This is a genomic window from Paenibacillus sp. 01T443 (assembly GCF_056398325.1).
Window position 1 is genome coordinate 238,063 of sequence record NZ_JBFTPE010000009.1, and the last position, 18,931, is coordinate 256,993.

15 protein-coding genes are annotated in these 18,931 nt (G+C 46.4%); 14 read left to right on the forward strand and 1 reads right to left on the reverse strand.

Features of this window, described 5'->3' with window-relative positions:
* Positions 1–8: 8 nt before the first annotated feature.
* From AC1DLI_RS19335 to AC1DLI_RS19360, 6 genes are all read left to right on the forward strand, one after another.
* Positions 9–803 carry a DUF4430 domain-containing protein gene (locus tag AC1DLI_RS19335; protein ID WP_477605424.1) on the forward strand — a complete coding sequence of 265 codons (795 nt, stop codon included), beginning with the start codon at positions 9–11 and terminating at the stop codon, positions 801–803.
* A complete protein-coding gene (locus AC1DLI_RS19340; RefSeq protein WP_477605426.1) occupies positions 800–1,678 on the forward strand; it encodes an energy-coupling factor transporter transmembrane component T in 879 nt (292 codons plus the stop codon). Before AC1DLI_RS19335 ends, AC1DLI_RS19340 begins: the two co-directional genes overlap by 4 nt.
* Complete coding sequence (locus AC1DLI_RS19345) at positions 1,660–3,309, forward strand: ABC transporter ATP-binding protein (protein WP_477605428.1); 1,650 nt, start codon at positions 1,660–1,662, stop codon at positions 3,307–3,309. Before AC1DLI_RS19340 ends, AC1DLI_RS19345 begins: the two co-directional genes overlap by 19 nt.
* Positions 3,297–3,983, forward strand: a complete 687-nt coding sequence (locus AC1DLI_RS19350) for an ECF transporter S component (RefSeq protein ID WP_477605430.1) — start codon at positions 3,297–3,299, stop codon at positions 3,981–3,983. The genes AC1DLI_RS19345 and AC1DLI_RS19350 overlap by 13 nt, the downstream gene beginning before the upstream one ends.
* A 113-nt stretch (positions 3,984–4,096) precedes the next feature.
* Entirely contained in the window at positions 4,097–4,738 is a 642-nt protein-coding gene (locus tag AC1DLI_RS19355) for an HNH endonuclease (RefSeq protein WP_477605432.1), read from the forward strand.
* A gap of 324 nt (positions 4,739–5,062) precedes the next feature.
* Positions 5,063–5,560 (forward strand): hypothetical protein, encoded by a 498-nt coding sequence (locus AC1DLI_RS19360; protein ID WP_477605525.1) that lies wholly within the window; start codon positions 5,063–5,065, stop codon positions 5,558–5,560.
* A 65-nt stretch (positions 5,561–5,625) separates the two neighbouring features.
* Here AC1DLI_RS19360 and AC1DLI_RS19365 read toward each other — a convergent pair whose 3' ends face one another.
* Positions 5,626–6,633, reverse strand: a complete 1,008-nt coding sequence (locus tag AC1DLI_RS19365; protein WP_477605434.1) for a substrate-binding domain-containing protein — start codon at positions 6,631–6,633, stop codon at positions 5,626–5,628.
* 405 nt (positions 6,634–7,038) lie between these two features.
* On the opposite strand from AC1DLI_RS19365, the gene AC1DLI_RS19370 reads away from it, so the two are divergent.
* The 8 genes from AC1DLI_RS19370 to AC1DLI_RS19405 all read left to right on the forward strand — a co-directional run bounded on the left by AC1DLI_RS19370 (position 7,039) and on the right by AC1DLI_RS19405 (position 18,923).
* Entirely contained in the window at positions 7,039–8,400 is a 1,362-nt protein-coding gene (locus AC1DLI_RS19370) for an ABC transporter substrate-binding protein (RefSeq protein WP_477605436.1), read from the forward strand.
* A gap of 183 nt (positions 8,401–8,583) precedes the next feature.
* Positions 8,584–11,514, forward strand: coding sequence for an extracellular solute-binding protein (locus AC1DLI_RS19375; protein WP_477605438.1), 2,931 nt, complete (start codon positions 8,584–8,586; stop codon positions 11,512–11,514).
* Positions 11,514–12,437 carry a carbohydrate ABC transporter permease gene (locus AC1DLI_RS19380; protein ID WP_477605440.1) on the forward strand — a complete coding sequence of 308 codons (924 nt, stop codon included), beginning with the start codon at positions 11,514–11,516 and terminating at the stop codon, positions 12,435–12,437. Before AC1DLI_RS19375 ends, AC1DLI_RS19380 begins: the two co-directional genes overlap by 1 nt.
* Positions 12,438–12,441: 4 nt before the next feature.
* Positions 12,442–13,308 carry a carbohydrate ABC transporter permease gene (locus AC1DLI_RS19385; RefSeq protein ID WP_477605442.1) on the forward strand — a complete coding sequence of 289 codons (867 nt, stop codon included), beginning with the start codon at positions 12,442–12,444 and terminating at the stop codon, positions 13,306–13,308.
* A gap of 14 nt (positions 13,309–13,322) precedes the next feature.
* A complete protein-coding gene (locus AC1DLI_RS19390) occupies positions 13,323–14,816 on the forward strand; it encodes a gluconolactonase (protein ID WP_477605444.1) in 1,494 nt (497 codons plus the stop codon).
* Positions 14,813–15,433: a Yip1 family protein gene (locus tag AC1DLI_RS19395; RefSeq protein ID WP_477605446.1), complete on the forward strand. Its 621-nt coding sequence runs from the start codon at positions 14,813–14,815 to the stop codon at positions 15,431–15,433. Before AC1DLI_RS19390 ends, AC1DLI_RS19395 begins: the two co-directional genes overlap by 4 nt.
* A gap of 14 nt (positions 15,434–15,447) precedes the next feature.
* Positions 15,448–18,027: a DUF5696 domain-containing protein gene (locus tag AC1DLI_RS19400; protein ID WP_477605448.1), complete on the forward strand. Its 2,580-nt coding sequence runs from the start codon at positions 15,448–15,450 to the stop codon at positions 18,025–18,027.
* On the forward strand, positions 18,024–18,923 hold the full coding sequence (locus AC1DLI_RS19405; RefSeq protein WP_477605450.1) for a carbohydrate ABC transporter permease: 900 nt from the start codon (positions 18,024–18,026) through the stop codon (positions 18,921–18,923). Before AC1DLI_RS19400 ends, AC1DLI_RS19405 begins: the two co-directional genes overlap by 4 nt.
* Positions 18,924–18,931: the final 8 nt, after the last annotated feature.

Consider the following 18,931-nt stretch of genomic DNA (forward strand, 5'->3'; position numbering starts at 1 on the left):
GGAAGGCAATGATGGCAAAGAAAAGCAATCGATGGTTACCCATCTTTTTCATTTGGCTGCTGATTGTGGGCGCGTTAGTCGGCTGCGCGAATTCGGGAACTAATGGAAATACGTCAAGCAATCAAACGCAGGCGGGCAATGCTTCACAAGTGCCGCAACAATCCGATGATGCCGGCGGCGGTCAGCCAAGCGGCGGAAGTAAGGAAGAGGAAGCGGCCAGTCCGTCTCCGTCTGCGGAACCGACGGCATCAACGCCTGCCATCGCGGAACCTGACGCGGATAAAAAACCAGAAAAGGATAACGCAAGCGAGAAACCTGCTGTATCTGTGAAACCGGCGACGCCGTCGGTTTCACCGGGAACTGGTGATCAGAAGGCGACGCCTTCGCCAAAGCCGCAAGTGACGGAAAAGACTGTCCAGGCACCGTCTGCCTCACCGGCCGAAACTGCGGAGCCGATTAGCTCGGTTACAATATCCATCGTAGCGGACGAAGAAACAGGCACTGTACTTGCAGCTACGGCCGTCGAGCTAAAGAAAGATGATACCGTGCTTGAGGTGCTAAAGAGAACCACCCGGAAAAACAAAATTCAAATGGAATATAGAGGCGCAAAGGCTGCTGCATATATTGAAGGCATTGATAATTTGTATGAATTCGATCTCGGCGCAAAGAGCGGATGGATGTACAGGGTGAACGGCGAGTTTCCAAACAAAAGCGCAGGCGCCTATAAGCTCAAAGACGGCGATGTCATTGAATGGCTGTATACCGTTGATCTCGGCAAGGATCTGGGAGCTGAAGTGGAATGAACAATGCCTTCAGCTCCATTCATCCGATTACCAGCTTCAGCTATTATGCGGGTGTCATTACATTCAGCATGCTGTTATTTCATCCGATATTCCTCATGACCTCGCTTGCTGCGATTACGGCTATTATTGTCATTCATGGAGAAGGGAAGCGGCTGCTTAAGCTGCTTCCCTATTATGTTCTTATGGGCGGCTCCGTTGCTGTTCTCAACCCGCTGTTCTCCCACCGGGGCAGGCATATTCTATTTTATTTTATGGATCAGCCGATAACGCTGGAAGCGATCTTGTATGGCGTGACGATGATGCTCTCGTTATTATGTATTTTGCTTGCGTTCGTTTCCTTTCAACAAATCGTCACCACAGATAAATGGATGTACTTGTTCTCGAGAGTTGCTCCGCGCACGTCGCTGTTAACCTCCATGTCGATCCGCTTCGTGCCGCTTTTCTTACGAAGGCTGGAGCAAATTACGACTGTGCAGCGGATGAAGGGGGTGTCCATTCATGAGGGCAGCCTTAAAAAACGAAGCAAGGACGGCATGCTGCTCGTTCGCGTTCTGTTGACCTGGTCTTTGGAGGAGGCGCTGCAGACAGCGGATTCCATGAAAGCGAGAGGTTACGGCGCAGCCAAACGAAGCTCATACGTTATCTATAGAATGGATCAAAGAGATTGGTATGTGCTCGGATTTTTAATCGTGTTGGGAACAGCTTGCGTGTGGGGCTGGATGCAGGGCTTCGGCGTATTAACCATTTACCCGCGTCTGGAATCGATGGATTTCCGCAGAGGAGAAGGCATTGCATTTGCCTGCTATTGCGCTTTTTTATTAACGCCAGCTGTTCTTGAAGGAATGGAGAGAAGGACATGGAAATCATTCGAGTAGATCAATTATCGTTCTATTATCCTGATACCCCGGCAGCCGCGCTCGATAACGTTTCGTTATCGGTGAAGCAGGGTGATTTTGTCGTCTTATGCGGAGCGTCCGGCTGCGGAAAAACAACATTGCTTCGTCACTTGAAACAAGAGGCGCAGCCAACCGGAAAACGCTCAGGCAGCATTTTATTTAACGGAATCCCGCTTGGGGAGCTTCCTGCGGTGGCCGCTGCAGAGCAGATCGGAATGGTTTTTCAAAATCCGGAAAATCAAATTGTAATGGATCAGGTATGGCATGAGCTTGCTTTTTCGATGGAAAATGTCGGTTATGCCCAAGCGGTTATGCGCAAGCGACTGGCTGAAATGAGTCATTTTTTTGGGCTGGAGGATCTGCTTTACAAATCCGTGCATGAAATATCAGGCGGTCAGAAGCAGCTGATTAATCTGGCTTCAGTGCTTCTTCTGCAGCCGAAGCTGCTGCTGTTGGATGAGCCGACGTCACAGCTTGATCCAGTCGCTGCGCGTGATTTTTTGCAGCTTATTTATCGCTTGAATCAAGAGATGTCAATGACGGTCATCATTAGCGAGCATCGGCTAGAGGATGTTATTCCGCTTGCGGATCGTATCATTATGCTTGATGGCGGAAGGGTGAAATACGATGCTGCGCCAAGGGAGCTGTGCCGGCTCATAAGCTCTGATGATGCGTCAACGGATCTACCGTATCTCCCCAGCGTGTCCAAACTTTATTTATCAGCCGAATCGGCAAGGCTTTCTCCGAATACAATTGAAATTCCGCTCACCGTGCGGGAGGGGAAGCAGTGGCTTGCCGGGATAGGCGGAATACAGTCGGATCCTGCCATGCAAGCGGACGAGTTGACAAATAAGCGGAATGAAAAGAAAGAACTCCTGCTGGCCTGCGAGGAAATGACGTTCAAATACGAGAAAGACGGTCCTGAGGTACTGAAGAAGCTCTCGCTAAACGTATACAAACATGAGTTTTTGGCCGTATTGGGCGGTAACGGCGCTGGAAAGACGACGATGCTGCAAATAATGGCCGGGTTATTAAAGCCGCAGCGCGGCAGGCTGAAGCGAGAGAAAGGTGTTAAGGTCGGTTATTTAGCTCAAGATCCGCTGCTCTATTTTAGCTTTGATACCGTCGAGGAGGAGCTCCAGAGGATGGCTGATTATGCCGGACTCGCGGAGCGGGAGCATAAAATAGCAAGCGTTGCGGCTGCCCTGCAGATTGCCGATCTATTGCCAAAGCATCCTTATGATTTGAGTGGAGGAGAACAGCAGAGAGCAGCGCTTGCGCTGGTTCTGCTTGGAGAACCGGATATCCTGTGCTTGGATGAGCCGACGAAGGGACTGGATCCCATAGCCAAGCAGCGAACGGCGGAATTGCTGCAGCAGCTATGCCGATCCGGTAAAACGATTGTCATGGTCACGCATGATATTGAATTTGCGGCGGAGCACGCTTCGCGCTGCGCGATGCTGTTTGACGGGACCATTTCAGCCGAAGCGGCTCCTGCTCCATTTTTTGGTACCAATTATTTTTATACGACAGCAATTAACCGAACGGTGCGCGAGTGGCTGCCGGAAGCGCTGACGACCGGGGATGTGATGGATCAATGGGCAAAATAAAGCTTTTGTTTCTCGCTAGTATTGCTCTGTTCGTTGCGGCGATGGCGTTGTCTTCGGCTATAACTGATGAGCATTACCTCATGCTGAGCATGGTGCTGCTTTTCGTAACGATGCTTCCATTTTTCGCTCGATTCGAGAGACGAACCATCGAGGCCCGCGAGATCGTTATCCTTGCAGTGCTGGCCGCTATTGCGGCGGTTAGCCGAGTTCCCTTCGCACCGCTGCCAAGCGTGCAGCCTACATCCTTCGTCATTATGATTGCGGCAATCGTATTCGGTGCGGAATCAGGCTTTATTATCGGTGCGATAGCTGCAGTCGTGTCCAATATTTTTCTTGGACAGGGCCCATGGACACCATGGCAAATGTTTTGCTGGGGTATGATAGGGGCTACGGCGGGGTGGTTGCGTCATACGTGGCTAATAAAGACAAAGACAGGCTTGCTCGTATTTGGTTTCGTCTGGGGATTTTTGTTCGGATGGATTATGAATATCTGGTATATCATAGGCTTGCCCGACGCCTTAAGCTGGAAGCTGATTTTTATCGCCTATATACAAAGCTTTTACTTTGATCTGGCGCATGCTTTGTCAAATGTGTTTTTCCTTGCGGTGTTCGGCAGCAGTTGGATCGCAATTTTGCATCGGTTTAAGAGGAAATACGGCTTACTCGAGTCATAGCATGATAAGAAAAGCGTAAATTCCCGCCAAGTCCTAATAAATGCTACAATGGTAGAAAAAACATGAGGGGAAGTAATCGGGCGCTTACGTTAGGGTATGCCCCGGAATAACCGATGGATGAAACAGAACCCCTAGCTTCCAAGCTGTGTGCAAGCTGTAAAGAGATGAAGCCGCTCTCAGAGTTTTTACGCCGAACGGGAAGACGTTCTAGTACGGGATCGCGGCGCGGCGCATGCTGGTCTTGCCGAAAGGCGAAAGCGGCGGCAGCGCCCTTGCCGGATCCAATCGATCATAAACAGAAAGCAATACTAAGAAGAGCACAGGCCAAAAAGCCGAGTACGTCTCCGCCAATGCCAACCATTCCCCTGCCCAATGACTCTGCCGCGCTTAAGAAGACCCGTCAAGGAACGGTTTGGATGAGGGGGAAAACGGATAAAGGGCGTCGTTGGTATCAGGAAATAGAACTGGAGCTAGCGGTTATTCTCGTAAATGAGCATGCCGCCGTACTTGTAAACCGCTCCACGATCCGACGCTTATTCAGTAACAAGGAGTTCAGGCGTTACATCTTGGATCGAGACAACCATACCTGTTTTTTTTGCGGCGAATATGGAGATACGATTGATCATTTGCTGCCGCGCGCAAAGGGCGGGCACACGACACCCGTGAATTGCGTATGTGCCTGTCATGCATGTAATCAATCCAAAGCGGATCAGGATTTGCAAGCGTTTATGAAAAACGAAGACAGTATCACTTAATCGCAATTTAAACTTTTTCTGCAAAGGTATGAAGAGGGGAACTGCTAAAACGATCATTATCGTTCTAGCGGTTCCTCTTTGTTTTTGTGCAATTGCCGACATCCAGCTTTGCAAAGCTCAATAAATAGATAACAAATAACAAAATGTTATGTATAATCTACTAAATATTATTATTTGTAAATTTATGTTATTTTTGTTATGTTTTTGATAACAAAAAACATGTAAATTTATCCAGCTTGCGATCAATTCACCAGCAACGGACTGAAGGTTTTATAAGGGGGTGATCAACATTGGGAGAATCTCGTAATTAACGGAACAAATGGGATTTGGGCAACATCCACAAAGGCAACTGTATTTAACGACAGCAGCACGGCTCTATATGATTTTGAAAGTAGTAATACGCAGGGGTGGACGGCCCTAAATGTTACGGGCGGACCATGGTCGGTAACTGAATGGGCGGCAAGCGGCAGCAGCTCGTTAAAGGCTGACGTCACGCTAGGCGGTGGTCAATTTACGCTGCAATATACCGGTTCGAACAATTTCAGCGGCAAATCCTCGATTTCCGCCAAAGTGAAGCATGCCGCTTGGGGAAGCGTAGGGAGCGGTTTGCAGGCGAAGCTGTTTATTAAGACAGGCTCTAGCTATACTTGGTACGATTCGGGAACGGTGAACATAAATTCAACTGGCGCATCAACGCTTACATTAAGTCTTTCCGGAATATCCAATTTGGGCGATGTGCGAGAAATAGGCGTTCAGTTCCTGTCACCAACGAACTCCAGCGGAACATCTGCGGTTTATGTAGATAGCGTAGAGCTGCAATAAGGATTAAAAAAAGGTTATTCTTTAAGGCGCAATCTCTCATAAAGAATAACCTTCTATTAAATGCATTAATTTCTAATCATAACCTCAGCCTGAATAAGTGTTTTTTCATAACTTGTGGCGGGATTGAGAATGCGCCAAAGAATTTGATCAACGGCCCGTTTGCCTAGCAGCTCCTTATCGACATTTACGGTTGCCAAGAACGGAATTTGCGGATGCGTATTGTCGAAGCCGGTAAAAACAAGATTTTCAGGTATTTCCATACCCATATCCCTCAAGGTCTCCAATGCGAATAATGCAAAAATATCGTTGGCGCAGACGAACACCTCAGGCAAGCCATGCTCTAAGACAGCATCCTTAAAGGTATCATGGAAAGTATCGATCTCTGGTCCCATTAGCGAGGGGATCTGCTTTAATTCGATATCATGGTCTTCAAGGGAAGAGCGGAATCCAAGATAACGTTCGTAAAAGCTTTGTGCGTCTCTGATGTTACCTAAAAACTGATAGCTTTTGTATCCTTTTGAAATAACGGAACTCATAACCTCTCTCATGCTGGACAGGTTATCCGTAAAGATCGAATCGCAATAAAAGCTTGGATCATAATGATCGACCATCACGACTGGAATGCCTAATCTTTTGATGTCTAACAAAACAGGAGTCGAAATAGATCCGACTGTTATTATTCCCATGATCGCTTCTGGATTCAATAGTGAGAACATGGAGTCACCCGTCGGCTCGGTTAAGGTTAAAATGTTAATGCCTTTCTGGTTAAGCCTTAGGGATATGCCGTTAAAGATCGGACCCCAATATAAAGAATCGGTATTCTGATACCGCACATTCGGAAAAAGCACAAGAATCGTACCTGACCAGCTCCTCGCTTCAATGTCCATAAGTTCATTTGGAACGGGTGCAGTTTGTGCATCCTTAAAGTATCCGAGCTGTCCTGCCGCTCTTAATATTAGCTCTCTTGTTTGCGGGCTTACGCCTGATTTTCCGGATAATCCTCTGGATACCGCGAATTTTGACAGTCCAGTAAAATCAGCAATTGATTGAATGGTTACTTTACGCCTCATCATTGTCATCCTACCTTATTTTGTTTTTCGGAGTTTGTGAAATGATAGCCACATCAATGAATAATTCATCTCATTACATTACTGAATTTGCGTTTTGTTATTTTGTTATGTGATCTAATATAACGGGTTTTTTTTTAGATTACAAGCGGTTCAAAAGAAAAGGCGAGCACATCAGCTAAAGATATTATGTTATTTTAAATAACAAATAAAAAACAATTGACCATGTTTGTTTTTGATGATACATTTGTTATGCAATAAAATAACAAAACAAAAAAACAAAACTAAAAAAAGAGGTGGTTGCAGGTTGAGTGATAGGTGAGAAATTTTTTTTGCATTTTATGCAAGCGCTTTAAAATGGAAGTTATTACTTTATACCAACTGATGAATGTAAAAACGGGAGGTTCGGTCATGAGAAAAATACAAGGGTTATCCATTTTGGTGTTATGTTTCATGCTTATTCTTACAGCCTGCAGCGGCGGAAACGGTGAAAATAAAGGAACGAATAACGCTCCAAAAGAGAGCGCTACAACGGAAGCAACGTCAGCTTCTGAGGATACTACCGTGACGCCGGAGCCAGTAGATATGGGTGGCCGTGTTATCAAAATCGCGGCATGGTGGGATTTGAAGCCAGCTGGAACAACAACCTCTGAGAAAGAGCGACTGGCAAAGATTGAAGAAGTAGAGAAAAAGTATAACGTAAAAATTGAATTCGTAAACGTTCCTTTTGAAGAATATATGCCGAAATTTACGGCTACCGTTTTGACAGGCGAGCCGTTCGCCGACATCGTTCAAATGGAATATAAAGCAGCGCTGCCGGCAGTTTTGAAAGGCCAACTGCTACCGATTAGCGAATTTACGACTACAGCTAATAACATCAACAATGAAGAGAACCTAATGGCAAAAGCTCCTCCGATTGCCGGCGAGGTTTACGCATTCGATAACCCAGGCTCAGGCGGAACAGCAATGCACTACAACCGGGATTTGTTCAAAAAGCTTGGACTTCCGGATCTTCAAGAACTATATACAGGCGGGCTTTGGAACTGGGATAAATTTTTAGAGATCGCCAAGCTGGCTACAAAGGATACAGACAATGACGGTAAAATTGACGTTTATGGCTTTTCCGGCTGGTCGATTGATATTTTCCGTAACTTCACAGCCGCTAACGGCGGGAAAATCGTTGACGAGGCGACTGGCGTTCAAGGCTTAACGGATCCAAAAACGATTGAAGCAGCTGAATTCGTAAACCGTTTATACAATACTGAGAACGTTGTTAAAGTAAAAACGGGCGACAGAATGATGTATGAAGAATTTAACACATTTAAAGACGGAGACGTAGCTATGTTTCAAGCCCCGGTTTGGAACATCGGCGAATTAACCTTTGATATCGGCGTTGTGCCAATTCCAAACGGTCCGCAAGGAAGTCCGGAAGTAACCTATGCTAACCCAGGTCAAGCCGCGAAATTTATTCCTAAAGGCGTGAAGGACGCGCAGTTGGTTTACCAAATTTATGAAGAAACATTTGACATCACTCAAACGGAAGAGTTCCCTAGCCAAGAGTGGCTGGAGGGTCTTTACAATCATGAGGAAGACGTAGCCATGCAGCGTGATCATGTCACGGGCACTGGGCAAATTTTGCTGGACGACGCTTATCCTGAATTTCCTACCGGGAAGTTTCTTACCGATATTCTAGTGAATAATCAATCGGTAACTGCGACTGCCGAGAAATATAAGCCGGAAGCAGAAGCTTCCATAGCCAAGCTTGGCAAGTAATCATACGCAGCGATTTTAATGTACAGGCCGGGGGATGTCTACGTGACCTCCCCCGCTTGTATGAATACGAGGAAAATTAATGAATGAAGATATATGGGAATATGGGCTTATATTTCACCATAAAACGTAAGCTTCCCCGCCTAAGGACGGAGAAACCGTTTACGCTTGTAAGGAGGACTTCTGGTGATTAGCAATTTGCGGCTAACCAATATGGCAAGGAAGATAGTCCCTTTTGTTTTGGCGGTATTCATTGCACTTCCTTCAGTACCTAAGGTACAGGCAGTCGGAAGTCCGAATCTTGCTTTAACGGAGGATACAGTCAGCTCTGAATCTAACAAAAAATCGTCCTATAATGAACAAAAATATCATGATTATTTATCGCAATATGAAGCGGCTGCGAGACCAGAACGAGAGATTGTATTGGAAGCAGCAAAATATTCCCGTGTGGAAGGGACTGAATTTAAGAAGCTTGAAGATTTCGAGGGGATGGACGGAACCTCCCTATTAACAGGGGAATCAGGCAAAGTGGAATGGTCTTTCGATGTGCAAGAAGCGGGTTTATACCATTTGTCTTTGCTCTATTATCCTATTGAAGGGAAAAGCTCGGCCATCGAACGGGATTTGAGCATTGATGGAGAACGTCCTTTCAGGGAAGCTGCCTTCTTACAGTTTGACCGTATTTGGAACAATCAGAAGTCTCAGGTTGTACGAGACAACCAAGGCAACGAACTAAGACCAAAGCAAGTAGAAAAGCCCAGATGGAGCGAAAAGTCGTTTCAAGATTCAGACGGTTATGAGAACGAGCCATTCCTATTTTATTTTTCGCAGGGCAAACATACGATTAAGCTTGAATCCACAAGGGAACCGATGGTAGTTAAGCACTTGAAATTATTTCAACAGCCTTCGCCATTAACCTACGATCAAGTGCTTCAACAATATGAAGCGGATGGCATGAAGGCGACGGATGGCCAATTGATAACGATTGAAGGGGAAGCCTCGATTGCGAAATCGTCGCCAACCTTATATCCTCTCAGCGAACGTTCAAGTGCTGCTGTAACCCCGTATAGCGCTTCGAAAATAAAAATCAATACCATCGGCGGCCTAAATTGGCGTCTTCCGGGTCAATGGATGGAATGGGAAATCGACGTTCCTGAAACGGGGCTTTACAATATTGCTTTTAAGACACAACAGAATTACGTCAGAGGCATTTACTCGACTCGAAGATTGACCATCGACGGCGAAATTCCTTTTAAGGAAATGGAAAAGGTTGCCTTCCGCTATAGAAGCGCTTATCGGCTTGATGTGATGGGCGGCGATTCTCCCTATATGTATAGTTTGGAAAAAGGCAAGCATACGCTCAGGCTTGAGGTTAGCCTTGGCGAATTTGCGCCATTAATCCGAGAAGTCGAAGGCAGTCTTTATAATCTGAATGAAATGTATCGCAAAATATTGATGATTACAGGAACGAAACCAGATGAATACCGAGATTATCAGATAGACAAGAAAATTCCTGACTTGCTTAAGGTATTTGATGAAGAAAGTGTACGTCTTAAAGGCATTGCCAAACAGCTTGTCAAATTATCCGGACAATCCAGCGACCAAGAAGCCCTTCTCAAAACGATGGCCGTACAATTGGACGAAATGATTGAGAAGCCGGAGACGGTTCCGAGAAGGCTGACGGCTTACAAAACAAATACAGGCGGACTTGGCACATGGGTTCAGCAGGCAAGGCAGCAGCCGCTTGAGATCGATTCGATTTATGTAGCATCACCCGGCCAAAAATGGCCGAAGAAAGGGATGGGCTTCACTTCTAAACTGAAGCATCAGACATCGACTTTTATATCCTCGTTCTTCACCGATTACAACCAAATCGGAAATATTTCTGAAGATGACGAGCAAAAATCGATTACGGTTTGGATTGGAAGCGGACGAGATCAAGCCAACACCATGAAGGCCATGATTGATGAAAATTTCACTTCGGTGACGGGCATTAATGTCAATTTGAAGCTTGTTAATATGGGTACGCTTCTGCCTGCTACGTTGGCGAATCAAGGGCCTGATATCGCAATGCAAATCGAAAATGATTTGCCGGTCAATTTTGCGATGCGCAACGCTTCGGCCGATTTGACTCAGTTTGCCGATTTCGAAGAAGTAAAAGAACGGTTCCGTTCAAGCGCTATCGTTCCTTACAGCTATGATGGCGGAGTTTACGCATTGCCGGAAACACAAACGTTCAATATGCTCTTTTACCGCAAGGACGTGCTTGACGAGCTGGAATTAGACATCCCCCAAACCTGGGATGATGTGTCTAACCTGCTTGCCGTGCTTAGTAAAAACCATATGCAATTCGGTTTGCCTGTCGTCGCGCAGGCTGCTGTGCAGGGGCAAAATATTCCGCCTAACTCGATGTACGCAACGCTGTTGTTTCAAAACGGCGGGGAGCTTTACCGCAACGGCGGCAAAGAATCCGATCTCGATTCACGGATTGGAATCGAAACGTTCAAGCAATGGACCGAATTTTATACGGATTACAAATTAGAGCGTGAGTATGATTTCTCAAATCGCTTCCGTACAGGTCAGATGCCGATTGGGATCGCGGATTATACCACGTATAACCAGCTTTCCGTATTCGCTCCTGAGATTCGCGGCATGTGGGGCTTCGCGCCCGTACCGGGAACGATTCAAGAGGACGGCTCTATTAATCGCGATGTTCCAAGCGGGGGCAGCGCGGTTGTCATGATGAAAAAAGCCAAAGACAAGGATGCGTCATGGGAGTTCATGAAATGGTGGACAAGCAAAGCGACGCAAACGGTGTTTGGACGGGAAATGGAAGGTTTAATGGGCGCCGCTGCGCGTTATCCGACAGCGAACATTAAAGCTTTAGACAGCTTGCCATGGCCTGTGGACGACTATGAAAATTTGAAAGCGCAATTTGAATGGGTACAAGGCGTTCCGGAAGTGCCAGGCGGTTATTTTACGGGGCGGCATCTATTTAATGCCTTTTATAAAACGGTAGTCGGGCAAGTGGAAGCTCGCGAATCCATTATGGACTATGTCCAATATATGCAGGATGAGATCAGCACGAAACGGAAAGAGTTCGGGTTACCGCAATAATGAGGGGAGGGTCAAGCGTGCAAAATTGGTGGAACCTGAAGTTGCGGGAAGTGAAAGCAAGTAAGCATTCTTATTTTTTGCTGGCGCCGTACATGGTATTGTTCGCCGTGTTCACCGTGCTGCCGGTTTTGGTGTCGGTTGTACTTAGCTTTACGTACTTCAATATGCTCGAGTTTCCAAGATTTGTCGGATGGCAAAATTATACGCGATTATTTCTAGAGGATGACGTGTTTCTCATTGCAGTGAAGAACACGCTGCTGTTCGCCGTCATCACCGGGCCTATCAGTTATATCGCTTGTTTTGTTTTTGCATGGATTATTAATGAACTGTCACCGAAGCTCAGAGCGGTCATGACGCTCGTATTTTATGCGCCGTCCATTTCCGGAAACGTATATTTCATATGGCTCATGATCTTCTCTGGTGACCGCTATGGCATTGCAAACGGACTTTTGCTCAAGTTTGGCTTTATACTGGAGCCGCTGCAGTGGCTTAAAACCGAGGATTATATCTTGCCGATCATTATCCTCGTCCAACTGTGGCTCAGCTTAGGAACAGGCTTCCTTGCTTTTATTGCCGGACTGCAAACGGTCGATAGAACACTGTACGAGGCGGGGGCCGTGGACGGCGTTAGAAACCGTTGGCAAGAGCTTTGGTATATCACATTGCCTTCGATGCGTCCGCAGCTCATGTTCGGAGCCGTCATTCAGATTACGACCGCCTTTGCGGTTGCAGACGTTTCAATAGCTCTCGCAGGTTTTCCTAGTGTAAATTACGCGGCCGAAACGATTGTTACTCATTTGATCGATTTCGGAACTACCCGTTTTGAAATGGGTTACGCTTCTGCCATTGCTTCTGTCTTATTCATGATTATGGTGGGATCGAATCTCATCGTTCAAAAACTTCTTCGCAGGGTAGGTGAATGAGTACATGAACTTCTCTTTTCGAATCCCGAGAAAACGGGTCAATCGATCGTTTTGGGGCAGCTTCTCGTTATTCGTTTTACTGACCGCGTTTGGGGCATTCATGATCGTGCCGCTTATCTACGCCATCAACAATGCTTTCAAACCGTTGGATGAAATCTTTATGTTCCCTCCAACACTATTTGTCCGCAATCCGACCATGAATAATTTCATTGACTTATTCAGTTTGTTGGGTAACTCATGGGTTCCGTTCTCGCGATACATTTTCAATACCGTTTTCATTACGGGCATGGGAATAATAGGGCATGTCCTGCTCGCTTCGGCTGCCGCTTATCCGCTTGCCAAGCATAAGTTTCCAGGTAAAAACTTTATGTTCAGCATCGTAGTTCTATCACTGATGTTCACGCCAGCAGTTACCGCTATACCAAACTATATGATTATGTCGTGGTTAGGCCTGATTGACACCTATTGGGCAGTCATCATACCGGCATTCGCTTTTTCACTTGGTCTTTATTTAATGAAACAATTCATGGAACAAATTCCCGATGTGCTGCTTGAAGCGGCAAAAATCGACGGAGCGAGCGAATACCGCATTTTCTGGACCATTGTCATGCCAAATGTAAAACCGGCATGGTTGACTCTTATTATTTTGCTGTTTCAAATTCTTTGGGGCAGCGACGGTAATGGCTTCATTTACAGCGAGCAGCTTAAATCGCTTCACTTTGCCGCTAACCAGGTTGTAGCTGGAGGCATTGCCCGCGCGGGAGCCGCAGCAGCGGTAGCGCTTATTCTGATGAGCGTTCCCATTACGCTGTTTGTTTTCTCGCAAAGCCGAATCATCGAAACGATGGCTACTTCTGGAATGAAAGATTAAAGGGGGAAACGCACATGTCAGCGAAAAAATGGTTTCTCGTCATCGCGGCGGCTTCCCTATTGTTCATTCAAGCAGCGCCTGCACCGGCGTCTGCTGCGTCGACGCCATATGAGAGCTACAATTATAACTTTTGGGAAGAAGCGGTTCCGGCTCCTGCGGCATATGTACCTAAACTTTCGATTTCCGGAGCAGATATTGGCATAGGCGACTTTGTCGAGCCAAGCGATATGGTTGTCTCTTCAAGCGGCATGATCTATGTCGTTGACAGCGGTAACGCTCGCATCGTCAGCTTAAACGACCAGTGGAAGGTTCAACGCTTGATTAACGGGTACGAGAAAGACGGGGAAACGGTAGGTTTTAAAAATCCGTCGGGGCTGTTTGTTGACGACGATGAAAATCTTTATATTGCAGATACGGATAATGGCCGTATTGTCGTGCTTTCGAAGGACGGCGGATTGCTAAGAACCATTGAGCAGCCTACGTCCGATGTTTTACCCAAGGATTTTAAATTCATCCCGCTAAAGGTGACGGTCGACCGAGCCAAAAGGATCTATGTCGTAGCCCAAGGTATTTACGAAGGCATTATGCAGTTCGATGAAAAAGGTCAATTTATCGGCTATGTCGGGACAAACAAAGTTCAGCGCGACTATACGGAAGTGTTGTGGCGCTTGCTTTCGACCAAAGCCCAGAAGGCCCAAATGGTACTGTTCATCCCAACAGAATTTTCGAATATTGACATTGATGCAAAAGGGTTTGTGTATGCAACGAATATTGATCCGGATTCCAAGGAACCGGTAAAAAGGCTTAATCCTTCAGGTGAGGACGTGCTGAAGCGGTTTGGCTACTTCGATGTCGTAGGCGATATTCGTTACCGTATTTCCGTCGGACCGTCGAAGCTAATCGATGTAAAGGTGCTAGGGAACGGTATGTACAGTGTCCTTGACGCGAATCAAGGTAAGGTATTCACCTATAATGACGAGGGCGATTTGCTCTATGTATACGGAGGCAAAGGAAACCAGACTGGTACCTTTAAAATTCCGGTAGCTGTCGAGCATTTGGGAGAAAAACAGCTTGTGCTTGATCGCGGCAAAAGCAACATCGTCGTCTTCGAGCCGACGAAGTTTGGCTCCAGCGTAAATGAGGCCGTGAAGCTGCACTACAACGGCGAAGATAAGCAGGCGGTACCGTTATGGCAAGAAGTGCTGCGATTAAACAGTAACTATGATATCGCCTATATAGGCATAGGCAAATCTCTGCTAATGGATAAGAAGAATGGCGAAGCGCTGAAATACTTCAAGCTCGGCATGGACCGGGAGAGTTATTCTGTTGCGTACAAAAGATATCGCAGGGAAGTTATGAAGGAGCATTTTGGAACATTTCTGACGCTACTGATGGTCATAGCAGGAGCATGGCTGGCGTTCAAATTGGTTATCTCTCGCAGAAAAAAGAGGAAGCTTGCCATTTCGAACTTCGCTTCGCAAACCCTTAAGGAGGGCAAAACGCTATGAAGCAGGATTTCATTAAGTTTCCGCTGCACGTCATCGTGCATCCGTTCGACGGCTTCTGGGATATGAAGTATGACAGCAAAGGAAAAGTAAAGGTTGCCTTGACTTTTTTGCTGCTGGTCATCATTGCCGTTATTTTGAGAAATCAGTTTGCTGGGTTTCTCGTCAACTATAACGATCCGCGTTATTTGAATAGCTTGACGCAGCTGGTGACGATCGTATTTCCGTTCTTTCTGTGGTGCATATCCAATTGGGCGATTACCACATTGATGGATGGGGAAGGAAAGTTTAAGGAAATCGTGATGGCAACAGGCTATGCGCTAGTTCCGCTAGTGATCATATACGTACCTATGACGATTGCCAGCCGGTTTATGGTTAAGGAAGAAACGGCTTTTTATTATTTGATGATGACGATATCTACCATTTGGTTTTTAGCGCTGCTGTTTGTAGGGACGATGACCGTTCATCAGTATTCCGCGTTTAAAACGATTATAACGATGGCGCTGACGGTCATTGTCATGGGAATCATCGTATTCCTAGGAACGCTGGTGTTAAGTATGCTCCAGCAAATGGCGGATTTTTTCTTTAACATTTACCGAGAACTCATTTTCCGTACGTAAAGGAGGCCGCACCCGTGAAAAATCGTAAAATGCTGGTTGCGGTGCTGGCCTGTACCGCAGCAATTTGTATTGCCGTCTGCTCCGCAATATGGTTTACGAGTCGTGGAGTTAAAGCCGTTGAAGCAGCCGCTTATATGAAAATGACAACCGAATTAGAGACAGGAAGCGCGATAAAGGCATTGCCAGATTCATCAAAAGGCTTACCGGGAATGAAGCTTGTGGCAGACAACTCTGAATTATCGTTGTATTTTAACGCTGAAACAACGGAGGTGGCTGTAAGGGATAAGCAGCAAGGCCAGGTTTGGTATAGCAATCCGCCTAATCGGAGTGAGGATACTGTCGCTTCAGGCTTTGAGAAGGAGATATTATCATCACAATTAACTGTTTTATTCCGTGACGCGGTCGGCACATTGGATACCTTCACCAACTTCTCGCAAAGCATCGGCAATAAGCAGTTTACGGCCGAAAGCATCGAAAACGGGATTCGCATTACGTATACGATTGGCGATACTTCAATCGGCGTAGATGCTTTTCCGAAATATATAAGCAAAGCCAGAATGGAAGAAAAGGTGCTCTCCAAGCTTGATAAAACAACGGCGAAATATGTCGGGCTTCGCTATTATCCGAAAGAGGATAATCCGGAAATATTAGAGCGTTTGGACGCGCAGGTCTCCAAGCAACTCGTGCTGAACAAAATGACGGCTGCTTTTGCGAAGGCGGGCTATACCGAGGAAGATCTAGCTTTTGACAATGAGGAAAATGGCGGCGCAAGCGCAGGCGAATCGTCCAAGCCGAATTTCGTTATTCCTTTAGAATACCGAATTGACGGCGGCTCGCTGGTTGCATCTGTTCCGGTCAATCAAGTCAAAGAAAGCGGAGAATATCAAATTCGCAGCATAGAACTGCTTAACTTTTTTGGAGCTGCGGATAAAGAGAATGAAGGCTACATGTTCGTGCCGGACGGGACGGGCAGTCTGATCCATTTAAACAACGGCAAAGTGAAGGAAGAGCAATACGTGCAGAAGGTGTATGGCTTTGATCCGAACGATAACAGCTTCAGGCGGGGCCAAGTAAGCGAGAGCGCCCGAATGCCTGTATTCGGAATGAAGGCAGGCAGCGCAGCATGGTTTGCCGTTATTGAGGAAGGCGATGCGGTCGCCAGCATATCGGCTGATATTAGCGGCAAAAAAAATTCCTACAATTATATTCACAGCAGCTACGCGCTGCGCGGTGAAGACGAGCTGGAACTTTATACGGGTTCTACCATCCAAGAGATCCAGTTGCTGAATGAAGAAATTTATAAGGGCGATATTCAAATCCGCTATAGCTTTCTCTCGGGCGACAAGGCGAGCTATTCGGGAATGGCAGAGCTTTACCGTGACAGACTCGTAGAAGAGGATAAGCTTCAGCCAATAAATGAAGATCAAAAACTTCCTTTCTATTTGGATATTCTGGGAACCGTCGACAAAAGAAAATCCTTTCTTGGCGTGCCTTACAGCTCCGTCATTTCGATGACCTCCTTTGAACAAGCCTCTCAAATGGCTGAGCAATTGAAATCGGACGGAATCGAACGGGTGATGATGCGGTATACGGGCTGGTTCAGCAACGGCGTCAATCATCAAACGCCTGTTAAGCTGAAAGTAGACCGCGAACTTGGGAACAAATCGGATTTTATCGATTTATCCAACCAGCTGGAACAGTCGGGCGGGATGTTGTTCCCGGATGTCGCATTCCAACAAATTTATCATGACGACGGCGGGTTTGCGCCTTCCTCCGATGCTTCAAGGTTCGTTACGCGCGAAGAAGCGGAGCTATATCCATATAATAGGGCGCTGAGCCGAATGGACATGATGCTGGGCTCCTACTATTTGTTATCGCCGGCAAAGCTTCCTTATTACGTAGATACTTTTATGAATAAGTATGAATCGCTTGGCATGCAAGGATTAGCGCTTCGCGACCTCGGCAGCATGCTAAGCTCGGATTATCGCTCAAGCAGAGTGATTCAACGCGAAACGGCAAAAAAAATCGTTGAGGATCAGCTTAGAAACGTCGAAGAACGTATCGACCAGACGATGCTTTCCGGAGGCAATGCTTATGCTTGGCCATTTGCAGATCATTTGATTAATGTGCCGACGGCATCGAGCGGTTTCGTCATTACGGATGAGGAAGTTCCTTTTTACCAAATGGTCATTCACGGTTATTTGGATTATTCCGGAGGCGCGGTTAACCTGGATGACGAACAGGATCTGCAGCGTCAGCTGCTTCGGTCTATCGAGCTTGGCTCGGCACCGCATTTTGCATGGAGCTATGAATCGTCTTCGAAATTGAAATTCACTCATTTTGACATGATGTTCTCTACCTATTACAAAGACTGGTACGAGCAAGCAGTGTCGATGTACAAGGAAGTGAATGACGTCCTCTCAGGAGTAGAAGCCGAACAAATGGTGAACCATATCCGCCATCAAGAAGGCGTGGTTGAGGTGCAATACAGCAATGGGAAATCGATTATCATTAATTACACCGACAAAAAAGTCATCGTGATTGGCAATACGATCGAAGCTCAAAACTATTGGGTAGGGGGTGAGCGTTCATGAACGGATTTAAGCTAGCTTTACGGCACAAGCGCTCACTTCTAGGAGTGGCATTTATTTTCCCATGGCTGCTTGGATTCGTATTCATGTTCGCAACGCCGCTGATCCAATCCATCCGATTTAGCTTCAGCAAATTAACGGTAGATCCAAGCGGTTTTATGTTGGAGCCGGTGGGCTGGGCTAACTTTAAAGAAGCCTTGTTCGTGGATGCTACCTTTAATCGGATTTTGACGCAATCGGTTTCGGAAATGGTGCTAAACGTGCCGATGATCCTATTTTTCAGCCTATTCTCTGCTACGCTTCTAAATCAGAAGTTCCGGGGCAGAGTACTCGCCCGAGCCATATTTTTTCTGCCGGTCATACTCGCCTCCAATGCGATATCGGCAGCCGAGACGGCGGGATTAATCAATTTGGTTGGCGATTCAACCGTCGTCAACGAAATGGGCGAAACCTCTTCTACTTACAATATCATGTCAATGGTCATGATCCTCAGCGATATCGGTCTGCCGCTTTCTTTCGTAGACTATATCGTTCAAGCCATTACAAGAATATATGACATTATTACGAGCTCGGGCGTTCAGATTCTTATTTTCCTAGCTGCCCTGCAATCCGTTCCAGGAGCGATGTATGAGGTAGCCAAGATGGAAGGGGCAACAGCCTACGAATCGTTTTGGAAAATTACTTTCCCGTTAGTGAGCCCGCTCATCCTGACGAATGTCATCTATACAATTATTGATTCATTTACGGGCAGCGCAGTGACCGATATGATTTTCTCCACTGCATTCACGACGCAAAACTTCGGACTCAGCGCGGCAATGTCTTGGATTTACACGATAATCATAAGCGTCATTTTGGTCATAATCGGCGTGCTGCTATCGAGAAGAGTGCATTACAACTGAGTTAATTG

Excerpts from the sequence above, each read along its gene's own strand:
- AC1DLI_RS19335 (WP_477605424.1), top strand. The coding sequence starts at position 9 with ATGATGGCAAAGAAAAGCAATCGATGGTTACCCATCTTTTTCATTTGG.
- AC1DLI_RS19340 (WP_477605426.1), top strand. The coding sequence starts at position 800 with ATGAACAATGCCTTCAGCTCCATTCATCCGATTACCAGCTTCAGCTAT.
- AC1DLI_RS19345 (WP_477605428.1), top strand. The coding sequence starts at position 1,660 with ATGGAAATCATTCGAGTAGATCAATTATCGTTCTATTATCCTGATACC.
- AC1DLI_RS19350 (WP_477605430.1), top strand. The coding sequence starts at position 3,297 with ATGGGCAAAATAAAGCTTTTGTTTCTCGCTAGTATTGCTCTGTTCGTT.
- AC1DLI_RS19355 (WP_477605432.1), top strand. The coding sequence starts at position 4,097 with ATGGATGAAACAGAACCCCTAGCTTCCAAGCTGTGTGCAAGCTGTAAA.
- AC1DLI_RS19365 (WP_477605434.1), bottom strand. The coding sequence starts at position 6,633 with ATGATGAGGCGTAAAGTAACCATTCAATCAATTGCTGATTTTACTGGA.
- AC1DLI_RS19370 (WP_477605436.1), top strand. The coding sequence starts at position 7,039 with ATGAGAAAAATACAAGGGTTATCCATTTTGGTGTTATGTTTCATGCTT.
- AC1DLI_RS19380 (WP_477605440.1), top strand. The coding sequence starts at position 11,514 with ATGAGGGGAGGGTCAAGCGTGCAAAATTGGTGGAACCTGAAGTTGCGG.
- AC1DLI_RS19385 (WP_477605442.1), top strand. The coding sequence starts at position 12,442 with ATGAACTTCTCTTTTCGAATCCCGAGAAAACGGGTCAATCGATCGTTT.
- AC1DLI_RS19390 (WP_477605444.1), top strand. The coding sequence starts at position 13,323 with ATGTCAGCGAAAAAATGGTTTCTCGTCATCGCGGCGGCTTCCCTATTG.
- AC1DLI_RS19395 (WP_477605446.1), top strand. The coding sequence starts at position 14,813 with ATGAAGCAGGATTTCATTAAGTTTCCGCTGCACGTCATCGTGCATCCG.
- AC1DLI_RS19405 (WP_477605450.1), top strand. The coding sequence starts at position 18,024 with ATGAACGGATTTAAGCTAGCTTTACGGCACAAGCGCTCACTTCTAGGA.